This window comes from Vibrio sp. ER1A (assembly GCF_000733315.1).
Lineage (GTDB): Bacteria > Pseudomonadota > Gammaproteobacteria > Enterobacterales > Vibrionaceae > Vibrio > Vibrio mediterranei.
In genome coordinates, this window is the sequence record NZ_JPJA01000085.1 from 238,443 (window position 1) to 263,974 (window position 25,532).

A 25,532-nucleotide genomic window follows, 5' to 3' on the forward strand; every position below is an offset into this window, starting at 1 on the left:
TTCAAGAGCGGATAATTGAATGCTTAATTTGCAAATTCGAATCGAATATTCAGTTGGTAATTCATCCTATTAGCACTACATTTAGAGTGTAAACTTTATATAGAACGAGGTCTCATGATGGGAAAATTTACAGTAAAAGACATTGAATACTATGGTGAATCAGACGGCGTTCATAAATGGCAAGCTTCAAGTGGTCAACCATACTACTGGCATCCTGATTGGCTACATGTTGCTGAAGATGAAACCGGATTGCACCCAAAACAAGCGCTAGAAGTGGATGACAATGAAAGCGCAACAAAAGAGCATGCAACAACCGCTATAGTTAAACATCTTAACGAATGGCTAAAAGATAAACTAACGCAAAATCCAGATCTAGAAACTCAAGCCGTTGAATCGGAGCATGAACTTAAAGGTCATGATGACTAAGTCGACTTATTAAGCAGCTAACATATCGATGAAAGTATGTCACTCGGTATGTTAGTTCTTCTCAAGCTCATTCAAGCACACGTCCTTTCCATTGTAAGTCCTCATAGTCTGCATTCAGGCTTTATCCATCTACCTCTCCAAAATATTCTTTACACCACAAATTTTCGATTATCAATATGATGTCAAGTTATCCATAAAGGTTACGAATAACTTCCAAATCAAGCCTTTGGATATTTATAGTAGGTATGGAAATTGTGGCCTTAACAGGAGGTTTTATGAGTCGCGAATCTGCTAGACACAGTATGCATTATTTTGGTCAGTCATACTTCAATCAAGGTTGGGGACAATGTTTTAACCAACCATGCTATCTCAGCGGTAACTGGAATCATATTGCAGAAAGTACTTTAGGTATCTCGTATACTGAACGGTGTGAACCGAGCTACGTAGATGCTTCAACAGAGAAAATTGAAGTAGATAAATAGAGTTAGATATCACTTCTGAGTTAGAAGGTACATTTCCTACAATAAGTATACCTTCTTTCTATGAAAACCAGCCTTAACGTTAGTTATCCTTCGCTTAACCTCAACTCTTAGAGCACTTAACTCGTCAAAATAATGAATTAGAGTCCTTTTCTGTTTCAAATCAAAATAATTTTCTGTTTTCTTCTTTAATGTAGTTGTCTCCTATAGCCTTGAAAGGTATAAATAGGCTGTTGTCGTTTGTTAACAAACGTTTTGATTGCCCCTTCAATTAACATGGATGAAGAATATGTTTGAAAAAGTTGTTGCAGCACCCGCCGATCCAATCCTTGGTCTTACAGAAGAGTTTAAAAAAGACACTCGCGCAGAGAAAATTAACCTAGGTGTTGGTATCTATAAGAATGAACAAGGTGAAACTCCCGTTCTAGCGACTGTTAAGAAAGCAGAAGCGGCATTGCTGGAGACTGAGAAAACCAAATCTTATCTGACGATTGAAGGGACAGCTGAATACGGTCTAGCTGTTCAAAAACTGCTTTTCGGCGCTGATTCAGAGATCGTTGCCGAAAAACGTGCCAAAACAGCTCAAGCTCCAGGTGGTACTGGCGCACTTCGTGTTGCTGGTGAGTTCATCAAGCGTCAGCTTGGTGAAGTGAAAATTTGGATCAGTAATCCTACTTGGGCGAACCATAATGGCGTATTCAGCGCTGCAGGTATAGAAACCGCGCAATATCGTTACTACAACGCTGAAACTAAAGATAAAGACTTTGCAGGCATGGTTGCAGATCTTGAACAAGCGTCTGCCGGCGATATTGTGCTGCTGCACGGTTGTTGTCACAACCCAACAGGTATCGATCCTACTGCCGATGAGTGGGAGCAGTTAGCTAAACTTGTTGCAGAAAAAGGCCTAATCCCATTATTTGACTTTGCTTATCAAGGATTTGCTAAAGGTGTAGAAGAAGACGCTCAAGGTCTACGTGCGTTCGCTAAACACAACAAAGAGATTCTAGTGGCAAGCTCTTTCTCTAAGAACTTTGGTTTATATAACGAGCGTGTTGGTGCGTTCACATTGGTTGCGACTTCCGAAGAAGTGGCAACAACGGCTTTCTCTCAAGTTAAGAGCATCATCCGTTCAATCTACTCTAACCCACCAGCACACGGTTCTGCAGTAGTCACTCACATTCTAAATGACCAAGCACTGCGCGCAGAATGGGAGCAAGAAGTGGCAGAAATGCGCGACCGTATCCAAGAAATGCGTGAACTATTCGTCGAGACTCTTAAAACCGAAGGCGTAGACGCAGACTTCAGCTTCATCGAGCGCCAAAATGGCATGTTCTCTTTCTCAGGCCTGTCTAAAGAGCAAGTTAACCGCTTAAAAGAAGAGTTCGGTATTTACATCGTTGGTTCTGGCCGTATCAGTGTTGCTGGTATGACAAAGTCAAACATGGGTCCGCTATGTAAAGGTATCGCCGCAGTTCTATAAGCTCTAGCTCATAGAATCAAGACGTTAGCATTGAACAAATGCAACTATCAGGCATAAATAATAGGTCAGCTTCGGCTGACCTTTTTTGTATCTGCGTGTAGTATTAAAGCATTGACCGACAGCTAAGGCCGCACATGGACGCAGAAATCTTGGAAATTCAAAACTTCCTAGCCTCCCACCCTCCTTTTGATGAACTTCCAGAAGAGACCGTACTTTATGTCTCTCAACATATGGAAATCGCTTACTACCGACAAGATACACCCATCATCCACTTTGGTGATGATATTCACGACCTTTATATGGTTCGCAGTGGTGTGGTTGAAATCTACCGTCGAAAAGGAGAGCTCTACAATCGCCTAGATGAGGGAGACCTATTTGGGCAGATGGGACTGCTAACCAACAACAAAGTCCGTTTTCCTGCAAAAGCTGTTGAAGACACGTTAGTTTACTGCTTGTCAGCCGAGATCTTCCAAGAGCTCTATGACGGCTTCGACTCATTTGCTGATTTTGTAGAAGTAGAGGATACGGTACGTTTACGCCAAGCGGTTTCCAACAATACCAATGAGAATGACCTGACCACATCCAAAGTAAGAACTTTACTAACGCGTGACGCTCCAACTATCGAACGTTCTAGTACCATTCAAAACGCTGCACGATTAATGGCGGACGAACAAGTATCATCATTACTGATCATTGACCCAGAAATTGTAGACAATGATGAGGAAGACACTTCTCCAGTCCTCGGCATTATTACTGATAGGGACTTGTGTACTCGTGTGCTAGCAGAGAGCCTTGACCCACAAGATGAAGTGGGTAGCGTGATGTCTACCGATGTGATTTCTCTCGACCACAATGCTTATGTTTACGAAGCCATGCTTACCATGCTTCGTTATAACGTGCATCACTTGCCGGTACTCAAAAACAAACAGCCTATCGGCATCATAGAAACTACCGATATCGTCCGTTACGAATCGCAGAACTCGTTACTACTGGTGAGCAGTATTTTCCAACAACAGTCCGTTGAAGAGCTTAAATCGCTCTCCGAACAAGTTGGAGACAGCTTTGTCCGTTTAGTTAACGAAGATGCTAATGCTCACATGGTAGGAACCGCCATGTCGGTCATTGGCCGAAGCTTTAAGCAGCGCATAATTGAACTTGCAGAAGAAGAACTCGGAAGCGCGCCTATCCCTTACTGCTTCTTAGCGCTTGGCTCAATGGGACGAGACGAACAACTTGTCGTCACTGACCAGGATAACGCCATTATTCTTGATGACAGCTACGATGAGAAGAAACATGGGAAGTACTTCGAAGCCTTTGCTAAGTTCATTTGCGATGCTCTAGCAGACTGTGGGTACAGTTACTGCACGGGTGACATCATGGCCACCAATCCGGAATGGCGCATGACTCGCAAAGAGTGGGAAGCGTGTTTCTCTGATTGGATTGATGATCCTAACCCGAAAGCCCTGTTGAATGCATCGATCTTCTTTGACCTCGATGGTGTGTACGGCAAGTTGAAATGGGCCGAGCAACTAAATAGCTTTATTGTCCGTCGTGCCCGTCGTAACAACCGATTCCTTGCTTGTTTGGCACGAAATGCCTTAAACCGAAAACCACCTCTCGGTTTCTTTAAAGATTTTGTGATGGAAAAAGATGGTCAACATAACAACTCTATTAACCTCAAACGTCGTGGTACTGCACCTTTGGTCGACCTGATTCGTGTTCACGCCTTGGCGGTTGGCTCTCGCTCCACCAATTCATTTGAACGTCTGGACGATATTCACGAAGCGGGAATATTACCCAAAGGCCGTGCTCGAGATCTCAAAGATGCACTTGAGTTTATCTCTATGGTACGCATTAGCCACCAAGCTATCGACGTAGAGCAAGGCATAGAACCAGATAACAATATCGAACCAGAAAACCTTTCTGACTTTGAACGTCGAAACTTAAAAGACGCGTTCCAGATCCTAAGTAACGGTCAAAATTTCCTCAAATTCCGTTACCAAGCCAATAACGCGTTAAAGTAGGCTCAAATGATTAAGAAATTACTTCAGCCCCCATCCGTTCAGTGGACAAACAAGTTTGCGACCTTGGCAGAACGAGTTAATGATGAGCGTCTACGAGCATTTTACTCTGCTGGACTACCTGCCGCAGACACGCCATTAAGTGAGTTAGAGTATGTTGCACTGGATTTCGAAACCACCGGACTAAATCCAGATAAGGACGGAATTCTCTCTATCGGTTTAGTGCCGTTTACCGCGTCTCGTATTCGTCTCAAGCAAGCAGCGCATTGGACCATCAGACCCAAAGCCAAGCTTGAAGAAGAGTCCGTTGTCATTCACGGCATAACTCACAACGACATTATTGACGCACCAACACTAGATGAAGTTTTGGGTGATGTCCTTTCGGCGCTGGCAGGGAAAATTATTGTGGTTCACTACCGCCCAATTGAGAGAGGCTTTCTCAATAGTGCGCTTAAGCGAATGATTGGAGAAGGCATTGAGTTTCCGGTTGTCGATACCATGCAAATCGAATCAGATTATCAATCGCGCCTGACCGGGGGCATTATTAACAAACTGAAAGGGAAACGTGCAGACTCTGTGAGACTTGGTCAAAGCCGACGTCGATATGGTTTACCTGATTACCCACCTCATCATGCGCTGACCGATGCCATCGCGACAGCTGAACTTTTACAAGCTCAGCTCGCTTATCATTTCGAAGGCAAGCATACGATTAGCGAGATTTGGCTGTAGAAGTGCACTCCCCTCTGACCGCTTTTGGTCAGAGGGGAAATAAGATTAGATCTTAAAACGACCAATCTCTTTCTCTAGTTTCTGAGATAAATTAGACAGGTCAACGGCTTGCTGTGCCGCTTCCTGAGCTTCTTCAGCTAACTCATCAGACACATCACGTATACCTTGGGTATTTCGAGTGATTTCAGAGGTCACAGACGCTTGTTCTTCCGCCGCCGTAGCTATTTGCGCAGCCATATCACTGATTTGTTCAACAGCTGCATGAATTTGCGTTAGGCTCGCTGCAGCACAGTTCGCATCGTCAACACTAGTGTCAGCCAGTTTTCGACTATCGTTCATAATACCCACCGCTTTTGCAGTAGTTGCTTGCAAGGTTTCAATCGTACTTTGAATTTCTTGAGTCGACGCATGAGTACGCTGACTAAGCACACGAACTTCATCCGCTACAACCGCAAACCCACGCCCCTGCTCTCCTGCACGTGCTGCTTCAATTGCTGCATTAAGAGCGAGCAAGTTCGTTTGTTCAGCGATGTCTTGAATAGTCGAAAGAATGGTATTGATGCTATTACCGTGCGTCTCAAGCTCTTGAATTACGCCTGTCGCCACTTGAACTTCTGCCGCCAGGTTTTGAATAGAGCCTTGAGTTTGAGAAACTTGGCCAGCACCGTGATTACTCGCACCAACCGCTTCTGACGAATTAGATGCTGTCATGTCGGCATTACTTGCGATCTCTTGAGTGGCCGCAGCCATCTCGTTAATCGCTGTCGCAACCATGTTGATTTCATCTTGCTGTGTTTGAATACGCTGGCTACGCACTCGGGCATGCGTTGCCGTATCTTTAGCTTGCTCGGATAGAGCCAATGATACATCTTTCAGGTGCATGACCGTTTCATGCATATAGCTGACGAACGTATTGAAGTTTCTAGCCAACTGCCCTACTTCATCTTTACTACGTGGTTCTAAACGCTGAGTTAGGTCACCTTCACCAGAAGCAATCTCTTTCAATGCTTTTGACACGCGCGCGAGGTCATTCACTAGGAAACTCATCAACCACGACGCTACAATACCAACCAGAATAAGAATAATCAGAGAGGTAATAATCAGTTGAGTTAATGCCGTTTTGTGACCCGCTAGTTCTGTCGCTTTATCAAGTTCAACCGCAAAAACCCAGTTTGTTCCGGGAACCTTTGAGAAGAACATCAGCTTCTCTGTACCGTTTAGTTTAAGCTCCAACATTGAGTTATCGGACGCTTTTTGCTGAATAGTTTGGATATTAAAACTCTGACCCAATGCGGTCACAGGCTTTAGAAGTAGCGATTTGTTAGGGTGTGCTAAGAACGTGCCATTAGTCAGATCAATGAGCATTGCTGTCGCATTATTACCGACGTTTAAGCTGATTACATCGTTAACTAATTGGTCAATGAGAACATCAGCCCCAACGACCCCCATAAGTTGGCCGTGCTGTTTTACTGGCTCTGCAATTGTCACCAATAGTGCATTGGTAATGGCATCTTGATAGGCCTCAGTAATAATCTGTTTATTAGCAGCCTGAGCCTCTTGATACCAAGGACGGGTGCGAGGATCGTAATCAGCACGATTACGCTCAGGGTGAGAGCGGAACATTTCGCCAGCTGGAGTGCCAAAGAAAATGTCGTCAAAGCCACCCGCGATGCGAGCTTGCTGTAAATATGGAACTTTGTCCTCTTGTTCAACAAAACCGTTGAACGCCGTGGCGATAGTTTTGCGAATATCGACCCAGTTTTTAATGCCCTCTACAGCAGCATACGAGACGTTGTTCGCACGTGCACTGATTGCAGCATTGGTTTGCGAGGATAATTGATTAGCGGCAAGAATGGTCAACGCGACCGCCATGAGCACCACCGCACTGAGTGTGGCAGCAATAAGCTTTTGTCTTAATGATAAGTTCATAGTTTATTATTCTGTCTTTGTCGGATTTTGGTTGTTATTTTTATTGTTAACCACTACGTGGCGTGCGAATAATATACATATTCAGCAGCAAAATCGAGCGCCAATATATTGACTTATAAGCACTTTATAGTGACATTTCATTGACCCCACTAATTTTACAAACATTGTTTTTATTTGTATTATGCTGGAGATTTAATCAACTCCACTATAATCGGCTGAACACTCCATTTCTTTAGGGCTCGACATGTTAAAGATCTACCAAAGACAATATTCAGTTGTCGAGGCCATTGCTTATTTGAAGCAACCTCACATTCATTAGCTAATGTTGATTTTTGTGCTGACAGCACTAAAAACTCGGGAGAATTTCTCAACATTCACTTTGGCTAATTTTAGAGGTTCACTATGAACTCCAAACATTGGACTCGGTTTGAACTACTCCATCAAACTGTGACTAACCCTAATATCCACGTTAAAGGCACGCATAGTTATTACAGCGACGCTTACGACAATGGTTTCGAGTCGTCTGTCATCCGCTACCTGCATGGCGACGAGCAAACTCGACATAAGTCGCCGCCATGGGACATTGACCAACTATATATAGGCGATTATGTCTGTATCGGAGCGGAAGCAGTAATACTTATGGGTGGCAATCACACTCATCGACTCGATTGGTTTTCACTCTATCCATTTTTGGACAATGTCGAACAAGCTTATCAATCGAAAGGCGATACCATTATTTCTGATGGTGCATGGATTGGCATGCGAGCGATGATCATGCCAGGAGTGTCTATTGGTGAAGGTGCAGTAGTTGCGGCGAATAGCGTGGTGACGAAAGATGTAGCGCCTTATTCCATTGTTGGCGGTAACCCAGCAAAGGTCATTAAGCATAGGTTTGATACCGACAGCATAAAGCGTTTGCTAACACTCAATATCTATCAATGGAGTGAAGAAAAATTCGAGGCGCTACTACACCTCATTTGCGCCAGCGATATCGATGCACTCGAACGTGCTCACACACTCTATGTAAGCCGTTAATAGCAATCATAATTGAACATCAATAAACAAAAAGAGCGGCTAATTAGCCGCTCTTTCTTATCTGCTTAAATTGCAATCAGTATTTTTCAGTTCTCATACCAAGCAATAGACTCACACACATCATCAGCAAAATGACGGTGAACGGTAGTGCAGATGAAATCGCACCGGCTTGCAGTGCTGCAATTGCCTCATTACCACCAATCCAAAGTAGCGCAACTGCGATAGCACCTTCCATAAACGCCCAGAATACGCGCTGAATAACTGGTGCATCGACTTTACCGCCCGCTGTAATACTATCGATTACCAAAGAGCCTGAGTCTGACGACGTAATAAAGAACACCAAAACAAGCACAACAGCAACGATAGAGAGCATCGTACCCATAGGCAATTCATCGAACATTTCAAACATCGCCAGTGGAACATCACCTAAGCCATTAGTACCCAGTGAGCCAACTTGATTAATCACTTGATCAATAGCCATACCACCAAATACCGACATCCACACCACGGTCACTGCGGTCGGTACGATAAGTACTGCTGTAATAAATTGGCGAACAGTACGACCTTTAGATACACGCGCGATAAACATACCTACGAATGGGGACCATGAAATCCACCACGCCCAGTAGAACACTGTCCAACCGTGCATCCATACTTCATCTTCGCGTCCATGAGGGTTGCTTAGTGGAATAATGTTCTTAATATATGCAAACAACGTCTCAGGAATCGCGGCAAATGTAACGGCATAACCAATAAAAGCAACTAATATAAGCAACAAGAAGGCGATGATCATGTTGATATTACTAATAACCTTAACACCGCCATCAATACCGCGTAATACAGAAACAACCGCTAATAATGTTACGACCGCAATAACGACTATTTGCAAAGTCATTCCTGACTCAACACCAAACACATGGTGAATACCACTTGCGGCTTGTTGAGCACCTAAACCAAGAGATGTTGCTAAGCCGAACAATGTCGCCAATACCGCAAGAATATCAACGATGTGACCTGCCCAACCCCAAGCTCTGTCGCCAAGAATCGGATAGAAAATTGAACGCATCGACAAAGGTAAACCTTTGTTGTAGGCAAAAAAGGCAAGTGAAAGAGCAACAACGCCGTAGATTGCCCATGGGTGTAGACCCCAATGGAACATAGTAGCACCCATTGCAAGCTCTCTTGCCGCCGCAGTGTTTGGCTCTACACCTAGTGGAGTTTCAAACCAGCCAGTAAAGTAAGCCACGGGCTCAGCTACACTCCAGAACATTAAACCAATACCCATACCAGCAGCGAACAACATGGCAAGCCATGACATAAACGAATAATCCGCGACCGCATCTTTACCACCAAGGCGGATTTTACCGTATGGGGACACTATCAATGCTAGACAGAAAACAACAAATATGTTCCCAGACCACATGAATAGCCAATCAAATTTATCAATGATTGCTAGTTTGATACCATCAAGAGCAGATTTTGCGGTATCCGCGTCAACAATGACGGTTAGTAATAGAAGCAGTGCAATAAATCCCGCACTGATCCCGAAGACAGGGTTGTGAACATCAAACCCCCATTTCTGGACATTATCTTGCCCAATAGTGTAGTCAGTACTATCAATACTGTACTTATCAATACCCTTTGTCATTAATCCTCTCTATGACCCATTCCTTTTAACTCAAAGCATTTTAGGTCAAAACTATGAATGCTGGACTACAACGAACAGCCGACCCTTAACGATATCTGCTTTGCAAACGCTGTATTTTACCAAATTATAAGCGGAATTTCACAAAATGTTAGGAAAGTCAGACAATTCGTACCAAATGGAGCTGAGACAATTAACGATTAGAACTCAAATTAAATCGGAGTGAGCGGGAGTTTAAGGGTCAAAATAGGAGAGACATATGGCCCCAAATTGATGAGGCCACTATTCCAATAAAATACTAGTTCTTTGAAATATTACTATCGAGTTGTAGAACCGGAGACGCGTCAATATCGTCGGCGTTCATCATCAACGAAATACGCTGGATCGACGACAGCAATAGAGTTTGCTCCCAACTTTCTAGACGCTGAAATTTCTGAACAAAGCTATCCTGAAGTGGTAAAGGAGAATCTTTTAATACTTCCTCTCCCTTCTCAGTCAGAGTTGCGTGCACTTTGCGTTTGTCTTGCTGACTCCGAATACGTTGGACATAATCTTGAGCTTCAAGACGGTCGATGATCGTCGTTGCCGTGGCTTGGCTGATATTGGTTGAGTTTGAAAGTTCACGAATTGTCACATCACCCATATCTTTGATCGCTTTCATCAAAATAAGTTGAGGCCCAGTTAAGCCACACTCTTTCTTAAGTTTTTTAGAGTGTAGGTCAATCGCGCGGATAATCTGGCGTAACGCCACTAATACTTCTTCGTGTTTTTCCAATTTCCAGTCCAGTCTTTCAAAGAGTTAGCGCGCTCTTTATAACAGAACGCGAAACAGAATGCGTCGTGATTTTGGTAAAAGTCTCAATTGATCACAGCTTTTGTCCACTTAAACACCTTAAACCCTCGCTAAATCTAGCTTCACGCCCATTTTCATGCCCGTGAAAGGTATGTTAAACCAAGTCGTTCGAGTGCTCTACGACAAGCCATTTTCTAGCGCGTATTTTGCCAACTCTGCCGTCGAATGTAGATCCAGTTTATGTTTGATGTTTTGACGATGAGTCTCCACTGTTCGATAGGATATGTCTAACATCTGAGCTATTTTCTTACTACTACAACCTTGAGCTACTAGCTTGAGCACAGACTCTTCACGTCGACTCAATGGGTTGGACTTTGCAACGACAGGGGTAATCTCTTGAGAGAATAATGTTTGGGTGACTGACTCACAAAAGTAGGTCGACCCTTGGTGAACAGTCTTAATTGCCTGCACCATTTTCTCTGCGGAGATTTCCTTAAGCATGTAACCTACCGCTCCTGCCTGCATTACCTTCATAATGTATTCACGATTATCATGCATCGTTAACATTAAAACTCGGATATTGGGCAGCTCTTCTTTTAGGACTTGCGTGGACTCAATGCCGTTCATTATCGGCATACTTACATCCATTAAAACCACATCCGGCAAAGTGCTTTTGACGACCTCAATAGCTTCTACACCATTGCTTGCAGTTGCAACCACATCGATTTCCGGTTCCCGCTCTAGCCTAGCCATAAAACCTTCAAGAACAACCTGATGATCATCGACAATGACGACTCGGATCTTGGCATCCATTACACTGCCTCCTCTACCTTTAACAACACGGTAATTTCTGTTCCCTTTCCATATTCACTAATCAGCTCGAACTCTCCCCCGATGAATTCCACTCGTTCGCGCATGTTTCTTAATCCAATCCCACGGCTATTCATCGCATTTCCAACATCAAATCCAACTCCATCATCGGTGACGATCAACTGTAGTACACCGCCAAATTGCTTCAAGAACACGGTGACCTTGGTCGCCTGAGCATGCTTTTCGATATTATTAAGAGACTCTTGAACCACTCTATAAAGTGTAGTCGCCACTTCAGATTTGAGTTTCGAGGCATTGGAGTCTAAAACCAGTTCAGTACTTGCCATGGAGTAAGTTTTAAAATCTTGCAAGAGAGTGGTAATCGCTGCTTCCAAACCTATATCATCCAAAGCACTAGGACGTAAGTGATGGGAAATTCGACGAACTTCCATTATTGCTTCTGACAATGAAGATTGAGATTGCTGTAAGTGCCCCATAGAACGATCATCAACGCTTCTCGTGTCCATCAACTCAAGATGACACTTACTCGACACCAGCAATTGATTTACCCCATCATGAAGCTCTCTGGCTAAGTGCTTACGTTCATCCTCCTGAAACATCACCGTTTTATGGGCGAGCTCTTTTAGATTTTTATCAGCTAATTTATGTTCGTGCCAATTAACCGCTAAGGTCAGTACAATAATCACCGCTACTGTTACTGCGAAAATTGTCACGATAGAAAATATCGTGGTCTCGATATTGTTATCAATGGCGGCCCTTAATATTGCCACTTCTTGCGCCACATCTTCGATATACAGCCCGGTCCCTATCATCCAGTCCCACTTATCCAGCCAGGCTGCATAACTAAGTTTGGTGACCGTTTCTCCAGTAGAAGGTTTTTGCCATAAGTACTGGTGATAGCCCCCTCCTGATTGAGCTTGAAACAACAGAGCTTCAATCAGGTAATCACCATCTTGGTCTTGAAGTTTTAACAAGTTTCGACCGACAAGCTGCGGAAGAATTGGGTGAACAAGGTTGGTGCCGTTTTTGTCGTAGGCAAAAAAGTAGCCATCGGTTCCATAACGTAGACGATTGAGCGTTTCTTTGACCTGATTTTTGGCTTCAGTCTCAGTTAATGAAGAGTTGTTATAGACCTGCTCAATGGCATCAAAGGCCATTTCGACGCTATCTTTAAGAGCAGATTCTTTTGAGCGAATAAGGCTCTCTCGGAAAATGTTAATTTCATTTTCTCCGAGGGCTTTTGCTTGATGAAGAGTTATCCAACTAACACTCGCCGTCACAATGATAAGTGGGATGAGTGTCAGTAAGATAAGTTTTGCTTTGAGCGGCATAGAAGTCCTTTTTCTAAGCTGCATTGGATGTAGCTTATTGTTTCCTATTGTAAACAGTAGCAATGTCTAAAATAGAAATGAACTACTATGCCGAGCTAACGCAGCTCCGATCACATTCCATAAAACTCTGGGAACATAAGTATCGACGCTAAGACGACTATTTGTATCGCGATAAATGGCATTACACCTCGGTAAATATCTCTTGTGGTCACGCCATTAGGGGCTACGCCTTTCAAATAAAACAAGCTAAAGCCGAATGGTGGGGTTAAGAACGATGTTTGCAGGTTCATCGCAATCAATATAGCAAACCACGTCATATTGATACCCATTAGCTCTGCCACAGGGGCAATCATCGGTACGATAATGAAACAGATTTCTACGAAGTCGATAAAGAAACCAAGAATCAAAATCACCACCATGGTAATGATTAGGAAGCCCCATTTTTCACCTGGCAGTTCAAGCATCCACTCCTCTACCAGCATATCACCACCTGTATAAGTAAACGCCATTGAGAACGCCGTTGCACCAAGCAAGATCGCAAATACCATTGCCGTCACTTTCACCGTCTCTTTGGACGCATCATAGAGCATGCCCCAACTGAATTGGCGATACATAAGTGATAAAACAATCGCACCCGCACCACCGAGAGCAGCAGACTCCGTTGGCGTCGCAATACCGGCAAAGATAGAGCCTAATACCACAACAATCAGTGCTAGCGGTGGAATAATCGCTTTCAGCGCCGTTTTCACTTCTTCTGAGCGTGAAATAGTTTCATCTCTTGGAATCGGTTGGGCACTCTCTGGGTTTAGCTTTGCATAAATGAGTATGTAAGCGACATAAGCGCCAACTAAGACAAAGCCCGGCCATAACGCCGCTTGGAATAAATCCCCTACTGGTACACCTAACACGTCACCCAAAAGAATAAGCACGATGGATGGTGGAATGATTTGCCCTAGAGTACCCGACGCACAAATAGTGCCGCAGGCCAACCCTTTATCATAGTTGTATTTGAGCATCACTGGCAGTGAGATAAGCCCCATGGCGACGACCGATGCTCCTACAACACCCGTAGATGCTGCAAGTAATGCACCCACGAGTACCGTTGAAATTGCGATACCACCACGAACACCACCAAACAAACGACCCATCGACTCAAGAAGCTGTTCAGCTAGTCGAGTCTTTTGTAAAACTAACCCCATAAAAACAAACAGAGGTACAGCCATTACTACCGTGTTTTCCATAATGGACTGTATGCGATATGGCATAAACGCAAACATTTCTATCCCTTCCGCCCACACACCGAAGATCAGCGCAATGCCGCCAAAAGTGAAAGCAACAGGAAAGCCGAGTAGTAGCGCGAATAAGGCTACAAAAAACATCACAATACCGATCATGAGAATGTCCTTATTCGTGTGAGCCGGAAGACTTAGCGTAAATGAGGTGTGGATTGAACAGTTTGTTCAATGAGTGCAGAACTAAGCCAACACCAGCAATCGCCATAAAGAAGAATGAAAGAGGAATCATCGCTTTGATGATCCAGCGATAAGGTAAACCACCAGGGTCACCAGAGGTTTCTCCTAGCGCGTAACTTTCTTTGGCAAAATCGATACCAAACCAAGCGACCAATAAGCAAAATGGGAAAAGAAAAACAAAAGTACCTAGCAGGTCGATGATGGCTTGAGCTTTAATAGATAAACGCTCGTAGAACACGTCTACTCGTACATGTCCGCCCGCTTTAATTGCGTATGGGACACCCAGTAAAAACACCGCCGAGAATAAATGCCATTCCATTTCTTGGAAGGCGATAGAAACATCATTAAATACGTAGCGCATCACTACGTCATAAACAACATTCACCAATAAGAGCAAAAACAAAATACTGGATAACCAGCCTAGCAAATCCGCTACCTTGTTAAACAGTCTTTCAATGTAAATTAAACTACGCATACAACTTTCCGCCTATCCGCCATATTTAGTTCATTGTTTTAGTTAAGGGCGTATGACCATTTTTTGGGAAAAAGTGGCGCAGGAGCAGCGCCACTTAAAGGGGGTATTAATTGTCGAACTTGTTTAGGTAAGCTTTAGACGCAATATCGGTCCAAGAGCGTACTTGCTGTAGATAAGCGGCTTGAGAAGCTTGGATTTCTTTTGCCATTTCATCTTTAGCTGCGTGCTCTTTTAGCAATTTGTCATTCGCATCACGCAGTGCATCCATTACTTCGCGTGGGAAGTCTTTAACTTTCACGTCTGGGTAATCTGTTTGGATAGTCGCCCAGTTTTTGCCACTTTCGTGAGTCGATTGGATGTACATGTCGTACGCTGCTGTCTTCATAGCGATTTGTAGAATTGCTTTCAAATCGTCAGGAAGTTTGTTCCAAGTACGTTTGTTTACTAGGAATTGCAGCTCTGTTGCTGGCTCATGCCAACCGGTGTAGTAATAAGGCGCAATTTTGTGGAAGCCCATACGAAGGTCTAGTGATGGTCCCACCCACTCAAGTGCATCGATGGTACGACGTTCTAAAGAGGTATACAGTTCACCTGAAGCGATGTTTGTTGGCTTAGCACCAACCTCTGCTAGGATTTCGCCCGCAAAACCTGGAATACGCATTTTAAGACCTTGTAGGTCATCGACACTGTTGATTTCTTTTTGGAACCATCCGCCCATCTGAACATCAGTGTTACCACCAGGGAAAGACATCATGTTATGCGGCGCATACACTTTCTCCATTAGTTCCATACCACCACCGTGATAGAACCAAGCGTACTGTTCTGGTGCCGTCATACCAAAAGGCATTGTCGTAAAGTAGAGGGTATTTGGCACTTTACCTTTCCAGTAATACGACGCTGAGTGACCCATGTCATATTGACCAGATTTAACCATATCAAACACACCGAAAGGCGCTTTGTGCTTGTTCGAAGAGTCAATGCGGATTTGTAAACGACCGTTTGACATTTCTTCTGCCATTTTCGCCATGTTCTTCGTTGCGTCACCAAAGATAGGGAAGTTTGGCCCCCATGTTTCGGCTAACTTTAAACGATAAACTTTATCGGCTGCATTTGCGGTACCTGCAACAAACGCTAAACACGTTGCTGCAACAATCGCCGTGCTCTTCATGACACGTGTTACTGATTTCTTGATTAGACTCATTATTCAGTTCCTTGAGTAGGTTCCCTGTTGAAGTCACTGTCGCGACTCCAAGTTTCACATTCCACACAACTATGGATGCAATTCTGAATAACGGGTATTAGTGAGAGCACGCAGTGATAAAACCATTAATTAGCGTTATCAGACCTTGGTATTACGTAGAAATACGTAGGAAATAACCGCAGAAAAAACTTTAATGTCGATAAATCAATAATTTAAGAAGGTAGGATTTAAAAGGAGATAGTAAAAGTACTTAGGCATTTATTATCAGGCACCAATTACACAATCGCTACTTTTGTGACATCAGTCGCTAACATTATTGCATTTTAGTCTTCTGGATCAAAAAGACCCCTAAATAAGGGGTCTTTTTGAGAATGGGTAAAGTGAACGCTTAAAGCGCTTTATAGATCACTTTATTGCCCGCAAGCTGTTCTTTAGCCACTAAGCCTTCTTCTAGAAGCTTCTTAAGTGCGCCAGTCGCCCAAGATGCTGCTTTCGCTTCTTCTTGGCCAGCTTCTAGGCCGATGCCTTTTGGATTGATACCGTCAGCGTTTTTAGCAACGATGTCTAGCACTTGTTGCTGCTTAGGAGTTAAGGCTACATCAACTTTTTTTGTCGCAGTTGCGGTTTCAACTACAGGCGCTTTCGCTACAACAGGCTTTTCTGTTTTTGTTGCAGCTGCTGTGTTGGCAACTACCGCTTTAACGCGCTTTTGCAACTTAGATTGCACTTTGCGCTTATGAGCAAGTCTCATTTAGTTTTCTCTCCAATTCACTGCACCAAGACAGTGGTCAAAATTCGAAGCGCGTTTTATACCAAAATTTTGATAGCTTTTGTAGAGGATTGACACAAAGTGGCGTCAAAAATGCAGACCTAGGACGTTTATGGCTATTATTTAAACAATAAACTTTATTATCGCTTCATCGGTATAAAGAACCAAATAGGGTAAAAAATTAGTCGTCACTATGGATACATTACATTTCAGCAATCATAACTACACATGGCAATCTCCGACCATTAAAGTCGTTGCAGCAGTTGGGGGACTAGCCTGTTTTAGTTTTCTTCTACTTTCCCCCAATTGGCAGCAAGCACTGGTGTTTATTACGCTCGTCGCTGCAGTCATGACCTTTGCTTACTTTATGCTTATCAAAAGTCGTGTCACCTTCACACTGACAGCGACTCATTTCCAGCAACACGTATTTAAAGGTGGCTGGGTCGTTAAATGGAGTAATATCGAACGAATAGGCGTATGCACTCACCACCAAGAAGGTTGGCATAAACCGTTACCTTGGATCGGAATCAGACTTAAACACTATCAACCTTACTTAGATGGCATCTGTCCTAGAGTGGCAACCGACCTTTTGCTAAGCCAACGTGCATTGCTTTATTTGGGTGCTCAGCAAACCTCACCAGCACTTAATTTTGAAGACATAGTGTTGGACTCTGAGGCTTACGTTACCAATGAGGGAAAAGAGTACAGAGGACTTCTCGCCATGTTGGCAAATCGAATGCGTTATCAGCGAGAGTTTTATGGATTCGATGTATTTGTAGCCGAGGCCGACTTAGACAGGTCTGCAGACGAGTTTGTGGGTCTTACCCGCCGCTATTTAGCTGCGGCGGATAGAGAGTTGCCATAGAGAAGCGTTACTTTTAATCGCTTACTGTCAGTACGCTTCTCTTAGACGCCTGTTAGTAAAGCGGCATCTCATCGGCAACAAACGGATTGGATGCTCTCTCCTGACCAAAGGTAGACTGTGGGCCGTGACCCGGTACAAATGTTACGTCATTACCCAGCGGCCACAACTTTGTCTTAATCGAGTTAATCAAAGTAGCGTAGTCACCTTGAGGGAAATCTGTGCGTCCAATACCACCATTAAAGAGAACATCACCAACAAAGGCGACTTTTGATTCCTCATTAAATAGCACTACGTGACCTGGAGTGTGACCCGGAGTATGAATAACGTTAAGAGTTTGATTACCAAACTCTACGGTATCACCATCATCCAACCATTGATTGGGTTCAAACGCTTTAGTTAAAGGAAAACCAAACATTTGGCTTTGGTTTTCTAAGCCTTGTAGCCAAAAGTTATCAGCTTTATGAGGACCAACAATGTTGGCATCAAGCGCCTCTGCAAGTGGCTCAGTTCCGCCAACGTGATCTAAATGCCCATGGGTGAGTACCAGCTGTTCAACTTGGACTCCAAGTTCTTTGATCAACATTTCTAGCTGTTTTACATCACCGCCAGGATCAACAACCACACCTTTCATGGTTTCGTCACACCAAACGATAGAACAGTTTTGCGCAAATGAAGTGACAGGCACTACTTGATATTGAAGACTCATCATAAACCCTATTAATTTTGCAATTAGCGGGACTATGACATCACGCTAGCGGAATGACAAGTGTTACCAGTTTCTCACAGGGCCTGTATCAATATGGACAAACTGGCTTCTTGGGTAATACCCCACTCCACCAGCCTTTATGGTTAGCGCCGCCTCATGAAGATGACTGAGTTTTACTCCATCTAATCTAAAGTCGATAGCCTGACCTAACATATGAAGACTTTTTTTCGCTACTCCATTTGAGCCTGAACGCAATGAAGCATTGGTTTCTGGAGATCGGTAGCCAGAAATAATCAACACCTCTGATTTAACGCCTAATAGGCTCTGAATCTCTGATATCTGGTCGAACAAACGCTTATCCATGTTATGGGTTTCATTACGTCGATGATCACGACAAAGTGTATTGAGGCGAGCGAGTTCAGCTTGAATATACTTAGCACCGTCAAAGTAGCGACTTTCTAGACTCTCTCCCGTGTGTAAGTTATTCATTGCTAATGTTCTTGGTGCAGAGGAAAGCATTGCAAAAGATAGCGAAGGCACCAATGACGCAGTTGCGCCACACAATGCAAGTTTGAGGGCGTCTCGTCTAGAAATATTTGTTTGGATCATACTACTCAAAGAAAGGAAACTACTGAATTGCGGCGCAAGATACGTGTTTCTCGAGCCTAGTTCAAATGCAGAAATGAGCAAAATGCGCTTATTTTTGCAGCTAGCAACGGTTAACCTTTGAGCAGAAAGCGTTTTTTAGATTGTTCAAATTTGTGTCAATTTTTTGAAAAAGCCGCACTGTTCATACTTTCTCGTTTCGCATCGTATTGGTATACGTCACCACGGAAGTGTGCCTTTCCGTCAGACATCCAAGCGGTTTGATAAATGATATGTACTGGAATTCGCTGTTTAAGGGCTATCGCTTTATTTGGGCGATCCGTTGCGACATCTTCTAGTGTTTTCCCTTGTGCTTCGAGTAACACTTGAGCGAACTGGTCAGCGTGTTCCACTCTCACACAACCAGAGCTGAACGCACGTAAACTCTCATCAAAGAGATGTTTACTAGGTGTATCGTGTAGAAATATGGCCTGCGCGTTGGGTGTGTTGAACTTGTACTGACCCAGCGCGTTCAACTCCCCAGCTTGTTGACGCATACGATACGGGAAGCGCCGCGCATTAACCTCCTGCCAATTAATCATCGTAGGGTCGATACGAGCCTGATTGTTCCAATCTTCTAAAATTTCAATTCGTTGCGAAAATAAGTAAGTGGGATTTTGTTTTACTTTAGGAATGATGTCTTTAACCATAATTTTCCAAGGCACATTCCAAGTAGGATTTAGGATAAGCGAATCCATATTAGTTTCCAGTAGAGGCGTTTGACGCGAGGTTCTGCCTACAATTACGCGAGACTCAAATCGTTCCTCTCCTTCATCCCAATATTCAAGCTGAAAATTCGGCACATTGACGACAATGATGTTTTCGCGCTGCTGTGGCCACAAGCGAGAACGTTCCGAATTGAGTGCCAAGATACGCAGTTTATCGGACGCGGACTTGTTCAACCATTCAATGGTATTGGGACCGATAATACCGTCATCGTTTAACCCGTAAATGGTCTGGAACTCTCGAATAGCAAGGTCGAGTGATTCATCGAAATACTGGTCTTCCCTTGCGGTTATAAAGACATTTGATTCGGACAGTCTTTCAAGAAGAATTAAATATGCTTCTTCAGGTAACGTATCACCGAGTCTCGTGAGTCCAACTTGCTGGTACTCTATTTTGGTCATTTGCGATTTCGACACTAGATCGATGTAGGCATTCTCAAATCCATCTTGCTTTAACATTGGCGACGCGAACGAGGTGATATAAGCCAGTGCTTCTTGCGCTTCGAAAGCTTTTACCATTAGATCCACTTCAGTTGCCGAAGGACGCGGAAGAGGTTCAATGAGATCGGCAGTAAAATACCACTCTTTACCAAGCTCTTGAGACGCTGCAACATAGCTTAAATAAAGTAAGAAAGTATCTGTAGCCACTCTATCATAACGGTCCACTTCGCCCTGCTGATAATACTGTTGCAGGAGTTCTACTCTTGATTGGAACAGCGGACTAAAGCCAGCAAGCTTCATCATATCTAGTTGCAGATTTAGCTGAGCGTTAAGCTCGTTGCCACTCCATATACGTTCAGCATCCAGTCTGGAGTATAAGTAGTCAACTAACGAGGGATAGAGAAGCGCGTCTTGAGTGCTCTCTATAAGCTCAGTTGAGCCTTTTGTATTATCCTGCTGAAGGATTGGCTTAATGTGTTTTACAGAATAAGAGGCTAGCTCAGTCGAATTTGAGACAAGCTGATCTGGCGCAGCAACCGTCAAATCAGTTGTAGCAAGAGAGAATAAACCAACAGACAATGAGAGTAGCCAGTTTCGCATCTACCAACCTCCTTTCAAACAAGGATCTTAAGTATGGCAGAAATCACACTATCAACCGGACAATTTTAAACTAAACCAGCTACCGTCTCATTTATGTGATGGCACTCCAATGATTATCCCACTGAATTCCAGAATAAAAGCGCTGCTTGTCCAGTTGTGGATTAATTTTAATTACTTGCCCCGCACCAGAGCTAACATGAAAGTCACCATTCCTGACTACCACTCCTGAAGCATCTGGGAGCGCATTAATCTCTAGCAATTCACGCGTTGCCTTGTCCCATATACCGTAGCAGCTTCCTCTGGGAGATGTCGCCAGAATATGCGTTTCTGTCGCTGCAATACTGGCAATATAATGATTAAATCTTGCCCATTGCTCAGGCTCTCCACCCAGCTCTTCCATCACCGAACCTCTCTGGTGAATAGCAACAAGTGGTACGTAGTCCTCCGCTTCACCCCGATATTGCTGACCTGTTAACACCGTAATGTCACCATCATGAGCAAGGTGGCGAATACTCTTATGATGGTCGCCAAGTGTTGCTTGCTCAAGAAGCTCTCCTTGATAAGAAAGATAACTCAAGCTAGGTTGCATGGTTGCAAGATTTTTAGGTTGCCTGCCATTGGTATGTACGCCGCCGACTCCAACGACTAACGAATCGTCTGCCATCACGATCACTTCATGAGGACCTAACCCGAAACCGGTAAACTCTTCTATTTTTTTATAGTCATTCGCAACATCATAAACGCCAATAATTCCGCGACTGCTCGACCGCTCCCCTTCTGTAGCGTACAACCATCGACCATCATTTGAATACACGCCATGCCCGTAAAAATGTCGGTTATTTGGCGCTAAAATGAGCTTTCTTACTTGTCCTTCACGATAATCAAACACCATGGCATAGCTACCTGGCCTTCGAGCAAACATCACCGCCTGATGAGTATTCGGCGATACAGCGATGCCATGACCACGGTCTGGTAAAGGCAGTCGATGCAAAGCAGCAGCATTTTCGGCAGAAACAATAACTTCGTAGTCACCCTTGTTGCGAACCGAACCTCCTATCAAAGTCTCCTGAGCCATTTTCGTTGTGGATGCGCAAGCCGTAAGCAAAGAAGGCGACATCGCCGTGATGCCTGCCAACTTTGTGAAGTTACGTCTAGAAATATCAATCGCCATCAGTCGCATTAAATCCTATTACTACTCCCAACTGAACCGCAGCCTCTTCATTGATAAGATACTTAAGTTGTTCAAGCTTGTTGAATTGCGACAGCACTGTTCGATAGCCTTGCTTAGATTGCAAAAGCGCAAATAGGCTGGTTTCGCTCGGCCAAGTTTCCAGCGTATCTTCAAATTGGTGAATGATACTATCCGCCAAAGGTGCATGACCTTCATCACGCAAAATCTTATCTAATCCTTCTCCTTTCGCAAGATAGAGTGCTTGCATAGCTTCTACGTTGGTTTTTAAATTGCTCATCGACGTTTCCGAACGCCACGACTCAGAGAAATAAGGTCGCGGCGCACCGATTTTTGCTAACGGACGAGACAGTTTTTTCATACTGTAATCCAGCTGGTTAGACAGCAAAGCCAGATATTCTGACTCCCACCCCTCTTTGTCTAAAGAGGACCATGGATTGGTTTGCCATGCCATGAATATCGTGTCGGCGCGATCGGTAAGAGAAGCGGTAATGGCGGTCGCCAATGAGCAATGCTCTTGCGAACCCTTTGCTAGTGTTGAAGCATCGTCATAAAGCAGCCATTCTATTGCTCCTAGCCCCTGAATGGTGACACTTTGCAATTGCACTGACTCCATGGTCCACACGTCGGTTTTAACCGCTTGTGACATCTTCCTACCGGTGGTGTTCTTCTTATCTGGCCAGAATTGAACATTCCAATTCTGCTCCAGTGCCATAGCAGGACCTCGCTCTTGCCCTTGCAACCACATCCAACGAGACATTCCTTGTTGCCATGCCGCAGACACCTGCGTCAGGTCCGATTCCCCTTGGCAAAACTGTGCAGTTTGCGATTGCAAGTTCATCATTGCCGTTTTGAACTTCAACGCAGAGTCGAATTCAACTTCATATACAGCTTGGCTAAGGTGTGTTGTGGCTTCTGGCTCAGGGGCTTGGGTCACACGACTCGATTGACAAGCCGTTAAAGAAAGCAAGCTCAACGCTATAGATGAAAGTTTGTAATTCACGTTGATCTCCTTATAGTGAATTTAGAAACGCCAGTAGCGCATCACGTTCTGATTTAGATAAAGCTAACACGTTTTGTTTTGCGGCTTCTGCTTCGCCACCGTGCCATAAAATCGCTTCGGTAAGATTTCTCGCTCGCCCGTCATGAAGAAAGTAGGTGTGACCATTAACTTCTTCTGTATAACCAATGCCCCACAATGGTGCTGTACGCCACTCACGGCCCGAAGCCGCGTATTCTGGTCGATTGTCTGATAGCCCCTCCCCCATGTCATGTAATAGCATATCGGTATAAGGGTGGATCGTCTGGTTCGAAATGGCAGGTAACCCTTCTTGTGTACCGGTTTGAATGCCTGTTCTATGACAGTTTTGGCAACCAACATTGTTGAATAGCTTCTCACCTGCAACAACCAAAGGATCATCGATATTACGTCGTTGAGGCACCGCCAAATGCTGAGTATAAAACTCGACGAAGTTGAGAATTTTGTCGCTCACCTCAGGATCTCCGCCACTGTGCTGCGCCGTACAAACGTCCTGATTACTGGTACAGTTCTCACTTGGAAACAGTGAACTTGTCAAGCCTACGTCACCATTGAACGCGGCCGCATTTTGCTGCATCAGATTAGGCTGGCCTGCTTTCCATCCAAAGCGCCCTAATGCCATCTTTTGGGTGCGTACATCCATTACATAGTTCGGCTTTCCTGTTACTGATGAGTTGTCCGCTTTCTGCGCTTCAGCAAATGCTAAAATCGTCGACTCTGGAATCGATTCGAGCAACCCTAAGCCAATCATTGGTGGAGCAACTCGTGCCGACATTAAAACGTCAGGGTGCATATCGCCGTAGGCTAGCTCGACAATCTTAAGGTTAGGCTTGCGTAACATGACGACCGTGCCATCTTTAAACCTTACCGCAACCTCATCATAAGTAATATCAATTTGTCCTTCTGACTGCATGTTTGGCAAAGCAAAATCTTGCAACTGACCACCATATGTTGGCTCAGGTATTACACCGTCAAGCTCATAGGCCGCTTTCTGCTGCGCAGTCACAGCTGGAATACTCAACCTAACCAGCATTGACACTGCATGTTGATCATTTGCTTCAGGAGGATGACCGCGACCGTCTTTGATATGACAGTTTTGGCAACCATTAGTATTAAATAGTGGTCCAAGTCCATCCCTCGCATCTGTGGAAGCGGGAGCTTGAACCCATGGGTTTCTAAAAAAACTGTTACCGACGCTAAAGTCTAGTCGCTTTGACATAGGCAAGTTGGCTGCAGGCATTGAGTAAGCGTTAGGCCCCTCTTTTTTTACTGTTGTTTTGCCGCCCGACAGATGAGAAGACTCAGGCTCGGCAAATACCGAACCAACAAAAAGGAATAGTAACGTGGCTAAAAAAGGATAAGATCTTGACATACAGCGCTCACAAAAAGATCGACAAAAGGGGGCAGTAGCCCCCTATTTATTATGGTTATTGTGCTTAGAATTCGTGGTCAGCAGTATCTGGATTTAGGCTATCGATACCGATGATGCCAGCGGCACGCTCAATTGAACCAGTTTGCGAAACAAGTGCAACAATGGTCTCATTCACTAGTTTGTTACCTTGAGGATTATTAGACGCGATCAACTGGTCAAAGTGTTGGTTGTCTTTTTCTGCCGAGGTAACAAGCTTTCCAACTTGAGCGCGTGCAAGATCAAATTGCTTTTGAATCTCTTTCGCTGCTGTTTTGTCTTTTGCTTCAACAAGGTTAGCGATACTTGGACCGTCAACTAACGTTCCATCAACACGAACATAAGTGCCCGTGTAAACGTTATAGATACCTTGCTCGTTGTAATAGTGAGAGTTATGCGTGTTATCAGAGAAACAATCGTGCTCATCTTCAGTAGAGTTGGCTTCTAGAGCCACTTTCATGCGCTCACCCGCAAGCTCACCTAGAGAAAGTGAACCCATGCCAAATAGCATCTTACGAATGCCGTTGTCAGCTTTGTCAGCAAGTAGTTCAGAGCGGTAGTTGCCTTTCTCAGCCGCCGACCATTGTTTCTCCATCCATTGAAGATCTTGAATCAACAGTTTTGATGCAGCTTGAAGATACTGCGCACGACGCTCACAGTTACCGTTAGTACAACCTTCACCGACAACATAGTCAGTATAAGGACGTTCGCCTGCACCTGCGTTGGTGCCGTTAAGGTCTTGTCCCCACAGTAAGAACTCAATCGCATGATAACCTGATGCTACGTTTGCTTCAGAGCCACCAACTTCATTAAGGTTAGCAATGACTTCAGGTGTAATTTCTTTAACGTCAAGAGTTGTCGCGCCGATTTTTAGGCTGTTGTTAGCAACAATGTTTGCTTGTGCACCTTCATTACCTAGTTCATATTGGTAATCCGCACTCACATAGTCGATAAGACCTTCATCAAGTGGCCATGCATTAAGCTGTCCTTCCCAATCGTCAACGATAGCATTACCAAAACGGAATACTTCCGTCTGCTGATAGGGTACGCGAGACGCTAGCCATGCTTGTTGAACATCGGCAAGACCTTTCTCTGAAGGGTTTGCCAAGAATGTGTTAATAGATGTGTCTAAATCTTTTGCTGTAATTAGTGCATCTGCGAATACCGCGTGAGCCAGATCAGCATAGTGTTCTACTACTTGGTCTTTAGTAACTGCAGAAAATGCAGCGCTTGAAGTCATTACAAGAGAGGCTGCCACTGCACCCTTCACCATGGTTGTTACATTCATGAAAAGCATC

General features: G+C 44.2%; 22 protein-coding genes and 2 pseudogenes. 7 read left to right on the top strand and 17 right to left on the bottom strand.

All coding sequences use genetic code 11. The annotated features are described in order from the left end of the window. Nucleotides 1–117: 117 nt before the first annotated feature. The 5 genes from HW45_RS07225 to HW45_RS07245 all read left to right on the top strand — a co-directional run bounded on the left by HW45_RS07225 (nucleotide 118) and on the right by HW45_RS07245 (nucleotide 5,135). Nucleotides 118–426 (top strand): hypothetical protein, encoded by a 309-nt coding sequence (locus tag HW45_RS07225; protein WP_038226055.1) that lies wholly within the window; start codon nucleotides 118–120, stop codon nucleotides 424–426. A gap of 275 nt (nucleotides 427–701) precedes the next feature. After that, a complete protein-coding gene (locus HW45_RS07230) occupies nucleotides 702–908 on the top strand; it encodes a hypothetical protein (RefSeq protein ID WP_038225875.1) in 207 nt (68 codons plus the stop codon). Between the two features lie 286 nt (nucleotides 909–1,194). Continuing rightward, nucleotides 1,195–2,385, top strand: coding sequence for an amino acid aminotransferase (locus HW45_RS07235; protein ID WP_038225877.1), 1,191 nt, complete (start codon nucleotides 1,195–1,197; stop codon nucleotides 2,383–2,385). A gap of 134 nt (nucleotides 2,386–2,519) precedes the next feature. Continuing rightward, nucleotides 2,520–4,409 (top strand): putative nucleotidyltransferase substrate binding domain-containing protein, encoded by a 1,890-nt coding sequence (locus tag HW45_RS07240; protein ID WP_038225878.1) that lies wholly within the window; start codon nucleotides 2,520–2,522, stop codon nucleotides 4,407–4,409. 9 nt (nucleotides 4,410–4,418) lie between these two features. Continuing rightward, complete coding sequence (locus tag HW45_RS07245; protein ID WP_038226056.1) at nucleotides 4,419–5,135, top strand: 3'-5' exonuclease; 717 nt, start codon at nucleotides 4,419–4,421, stop codon at nucleotides 5,133–5,135. Nucleotides 5,136–5,180: 45 nt separating this feature from the next. Here HW45_RS07245 and HW45_RS30325 read toward each other — a convergent pair. Continuing rightward, nucleotides 5,181–6,353: pseudogene (locus HW45_RS30325) on the bottom strand (methyl-accepting chemotaxis protein); the annotation flags it as partial. Next, nucleotides 6,351–7,064, bottom strand: a pseudogene (locus HW45_RS30330) (cache domain-containing protein); the annotation flags it as partial. The pseudogenes HW45_RS30330 and HW45_RS30325, both read right to left, overlap by 3 nt. A 402-nt stretch (nucleotides 7,065–7,466) precedes the next feature. On the opposite strand from HW45_RS30330, the gene HW45_RS07255 reads away from it, so the two are divergent. Continuing rightward, the gene (locus HW45_RS07255) at nucleotides 7,467–8,099 is read left to right on the top strand and encodes a CatB-related O-acetyltransferase (protein WP_038225880.1); all 633 of its coding nucleotides are present in this window, start codon (nucleotides 7,467–7,469) and stop codon (nucleotides 8,097–8,099) included. A 76-nt stretch (nucleotides 8,100–8,175) separates the two neighbouring features. Here the strand turns inward: HW45_RS07255 and HW45_RS07260 are convergent, their stop codons facing one another. The 8 genes from HW45_RS07260 to HW45_RS07295 form a co-directional block, all read right to left on the bottom strand. Next, nucleotides 8,176–9,747 (bottom strand): BCCT family transporter, encoded by a 1,572-nt coding sequence (locus tag HW45_RS07260; protein WP_038225882.1) that lies wholly within the window; start codon nucleotides 9,745–9,747, stop codon nucleotides 8,176–8,178. 295 nt (nucleotides 9,748–10,042) lie between these two features. Then, nucleotides 10,043–10,519, bottom strand: coding sequence for a MarR family winged helix-turn-helix transcriptional regulator (locus HW45_RS07265; protein WP_006073734.1), 477 nt, complete (start codon nucleotides 10,517–10,519; stop codon nucleotides 10,043–10,045). Between the two features lie 195 nt (nucleotides 10,520–10,714). Beyond that, the gene (locus HW45_RS07270) at nucleotides 10,715–11,350 is read right to left on the bottom strand and encodes a response regulator transcription factor (RefSeq protein ID WP_006073738.1); all 636 of its coding nucleotides are present in this window, start codon (nucleotides 11,348–11,350) and stop codon (nucleotides 10,715–10,717) included. Then, nucleotides 11,350–12,699, bottom strand: coding sequence for a cache domain-containing protein (locus tag HW45_RS07275; RefSeq protein WP_006073741.1), 1,350 nt, complete (start codon nucleotides 12,697–12,699; stop codon nucleotides 11,350–11,352). Before HW45_RS07275 ends, HW45_RS07270 begins: the two co-directional genes overlap by 1 nt. A 110-nt stretch (nucleotides 12,700–12,809) precedes the next feature. Continuing rightward, entirely contained in the window at nucleotides 12,810–14,093 is a 1,284-nt protein-coding gene (locus tag HW45_RS07280) for a TRAP transporter large permease (RefSeq protein WP_038225884.1), read from the bottom strand. Nucleotides 14,094–14,103: 10 nt separating this feature from the next. Beyond that, on the bottom strand, nucleotides 14,104–14,646 hold the full coding sequence (locus HW45_RS07285; RefSeq protein WP_006073743.1) for a TRAP transporter small permease subunit: 543 nt from the start codon (nucleotides 14,644–14,646) through the stop codon (nucleotides 14,104–14,106). A gap of 106 nt (nucleotides 14,647–14,752) precedes the next feature. Beyond that, nucleotides 14,753–15,847 (bottom strand): TRAP transporter substrate-binding protein, encoded by a 1,095-nt coding sequence (locus HW45_RS07290; protein WP_006073745.1) that lies wholly within the window; start codon nucleotides 15,845–15,847, stop codon nucleotides 14,753–14,755. Between the two features lie 388 nt (nucleotides 15,848–16,235). Beyond that, nucleotides 16,236–16,598: a MarR family transcriptional regulator gene (locus tag HW45_RS07295; RefSeq protein WP_038225886.1), complete on the bottom strand. Its 363-nt coding sequence runs from the start codon at nucleotides 16,596–16,598 to the stop codon at nucleotides 16,236–16,238. 211 nt (nucleotides 16,599–16,809) lie between these two features. Between HW45_RS07295 and HW45_RS07300 the strand changes: the two genes are divergently transcribed. Next, entirely contained in the window at nucleotides 16,810–17,481 is a 672-nt protein-coding gene (locus HW45_RS07300) for a DUF2982 domain-containing protein (protein WP_038225888.1), read from the top strand. A gap of 52 nt (nucleotides 17,482–17,533) precedes the next feature. Here the strand turns inward: HW45_RS07300 and HW45_RS07305 are convergent, their stop codons facing one another. From HW45_RS07305 to HW45_RS07340, 7 genes are all read right to left on the bottom strand, one after another. Further along, nucleotides 17,534–18,187 (bottom strand): MBL fold metallo-hydrolase, encoded by a 654-nt coding sequence (locus HW45_RS07305; RefSeq protein WP_038225891.1) that lies wholly within the window; start codon nucleotides 18,185–18,187, stop codon nucleotides 17,534–17,536. Nucleotides 18,188–18,250: 63 nt separating this feature from the next. Beyond that, a complete protein-coding gene (locus HW45_RS07310; protein ID WP_081875772.1) occupies nucleotides 18,251–18,796 on the bottom strand; it encodes a YcbK family protein in 546 nt (181 codons plus the stop codon). A gap of 155 nt (nucleotides 18,797–18,951) precedes the next feature. Beyond that, nucleotides 18,952–20,598: a L,D-transpeptidase family protein gene (locus HW45_RS07320; protein ID WP_051867860.1), complete on the bottom strand. Its 1,647-nt coding sequence runs from the start codon at nucleotides 20,596–20,598 to the stop codon at nucleotides 18,952–18,954. A 91-nt stretch (nucleotides 20,599–20,689) separates the two neighbouring features. After that, the gene (locus tag HW45_RS07325; RefSeq protein WP_038225898.1) at nucleotides 20,690–21,778 is read right to left on the bottom strand and encodes a DUF1513 domain-containing protein; all 1,089 of its coding nucleotides are present in this window, start codon (nucleotides 21,776–21,778) and stop codon (nucleotides 20,690–20,692) included. Further along, a complete protein-coding gene (locus HW45_RS07330) occupies nucleotides 21,759–22,790 on the bottom strand; it encodes an imelysin family protein (RefSeq protein ID WP_038225901.1) in 1,032 nt (343 codons plus the stop codon). Before HW45_RS07330 ends, HW45_RS07325 begins: the two co-directional genes overlap by 20 nt. Before the next feature lie 10 nt (nucleotides 22,791–22,800). Then, complete coding sequence (locus tag HW45_RS07335; RefSeq protein WP_038225903.1) at nucleotides 22,801–24,198, bottom strand: di-heme oxidoreductase family protein; 1,398 nt, start codon at nucleotides 24,196–24,198, stop codon at nucleotides 22,801–22,803. Between the two features lie 64 nt (nucleotides 24,199–24,262). Then, nucleotides 24,263–25,522, bottom strand: a complete 1,260-nt coding sequence (locus tag HW45_RS07340; protein ID WP_038225905.1) for an imelysin family protein — start codon at nucleotides 25,520–25,522, stop codon at nucleotides 24,263–24,265. Between the last annotated feature and the right edge of the window lie 10 nt (nucleotides 25,523–25,532).

Excerpts from the sequence above, each read along its gene's own strand:
- HW45_RS07295 (WP_038225886.1), bottom strand. The coding sequence starts at position 16,598 with ATGAGACTTGCTCATAAGCGCAAAGTGCAATCTAAGTTGCAAAAGCGC.
- HW45_RS07340 (WP_038225905.1), bottom strand. The coding sequence starts at position 25,522 with ATGAATGTAACAACCATGGTGAAGGGTGCAGTGGCAGCCTCTCTTGTA.
- HW45_RS07285 (WP_006073743.1), bottom strand. The coding sequence starts at position 14,646 with ATGCGTAGTTTAATTTACATTGAAAGACTGTTTAACAAGGTAGCGGAT.
- HW45_RS07255 (WP_038225880.1), top strand. The coding sequence starts at position 7,467 with ATGAACTCCAAACATTGGACTCGGTTTGAACTACTCCATCAAACTGTG.
- HW45_RS07290 (WP_006073745.1), bottom strand. The coding sequence starts at position 15,847 with ATGAGTCTAATCAAGAAATCAGTAACACGTGTCATGAAGAGCACGGCG.
- HW45_RS07275 (WP_006073741.1), bottom strand. The coding sequence starts at position 12,699 with ATGCCGCTCAAAGCAAAACTTATCTTACTGACACTCATCCCACTTATC.
- HW45_RS07325 (WP_038225898.1), bottom strand. The coding sequence starts at position 21,778 with ATGCGACTGATGGCGATTGATATTTCTAGACGTAACTTCACAAAGTTG.
- HW45_RS07310 (WP_081875772.1), bottom strand. The coding sequence starts at position 18,796 with ATGATCCAAACAAATATTTCTAGACGAGACGCCCTCAAACTTGCATTG.
- HW45_RS07335 (WP_038225903.1), bottom strand. The coding sequence starts at position 24,198 with ATGTCAAGATCTTATCCTTTTTTAGCCACGTTACTATTCCTTTTTGTT.
- HW45_RS07230 (WP_038225875.1), top strand. The coding sequence starts at position 702 with ATGAGTCGCGAATCTGCTAGACACAGTATGCATTATTTTGGTCAGTCA.
- HW45_RS07305 (WP_038225891.1), bottom strand. The coding sequence starts at position 18,187 with ATGAGTCTTCAATATCAAGTAGTGCCTGTCACTTCATTTGCGCAAAAC.
- HW45_RS07235 (WP_038225877.1), top strand. The coding sequence starts at position 1,195 with ATGTTTGAAAAAGTTGTTGCAGCACCCGCCGATCCAATCCTTGGTCTT.
- HW45_RS07225 (WP_038226055.1), top strand. The coding sequence starts at position 118 with ATGGGAAAATTTACAGTAAAAGACATTGAATACTATGGTGAATCAGAC.
- HW45_RS07300 (WP_038225888.1), top strand. The coding sequence starts at position 16,810 with ATGGATACATTACATTTCAGCAATCATAACTACACATGGCAATCTCCG.
- HW45_RS07260 (WP_038225882.1), bottom strand. The coding sequence starts at position 9,747 with ATGACAAAGGGTATTGATAAGTACAGTATTGATAGTACTGACTACACT.
- HW45_RS07270 (WP_006073738.1), bottom strand. The coding sequence starts at position 11,350 with ATGGATGCCAAGATCCGAGTCGTCATTGTCGATGATCATCAGGTTGTT.
- HW45_RS07280 (WP_038225884.1), bottom strand. The coding sequence starts at position 14,093 with ATGATCGGTATTGTGATGTTTTTTGTAGCCTTATTCGCGCTACTACTC.
- HW45_RS07320 (WP_051867860.1), bottom strand. The coding sequence starts at position 20,598 with ATGCGAAACTGGCTACTCTCATTGTCTGTTGGTTTATTCTCTCTTGCT.
- HW45_RS07240 (WP_038225878.1), top strand. The coding sequence starts at position 2,520 with ATGGACGCAGAAATCTTGGAAATTCAAAACTTCCTAGCCTCCCACCCT.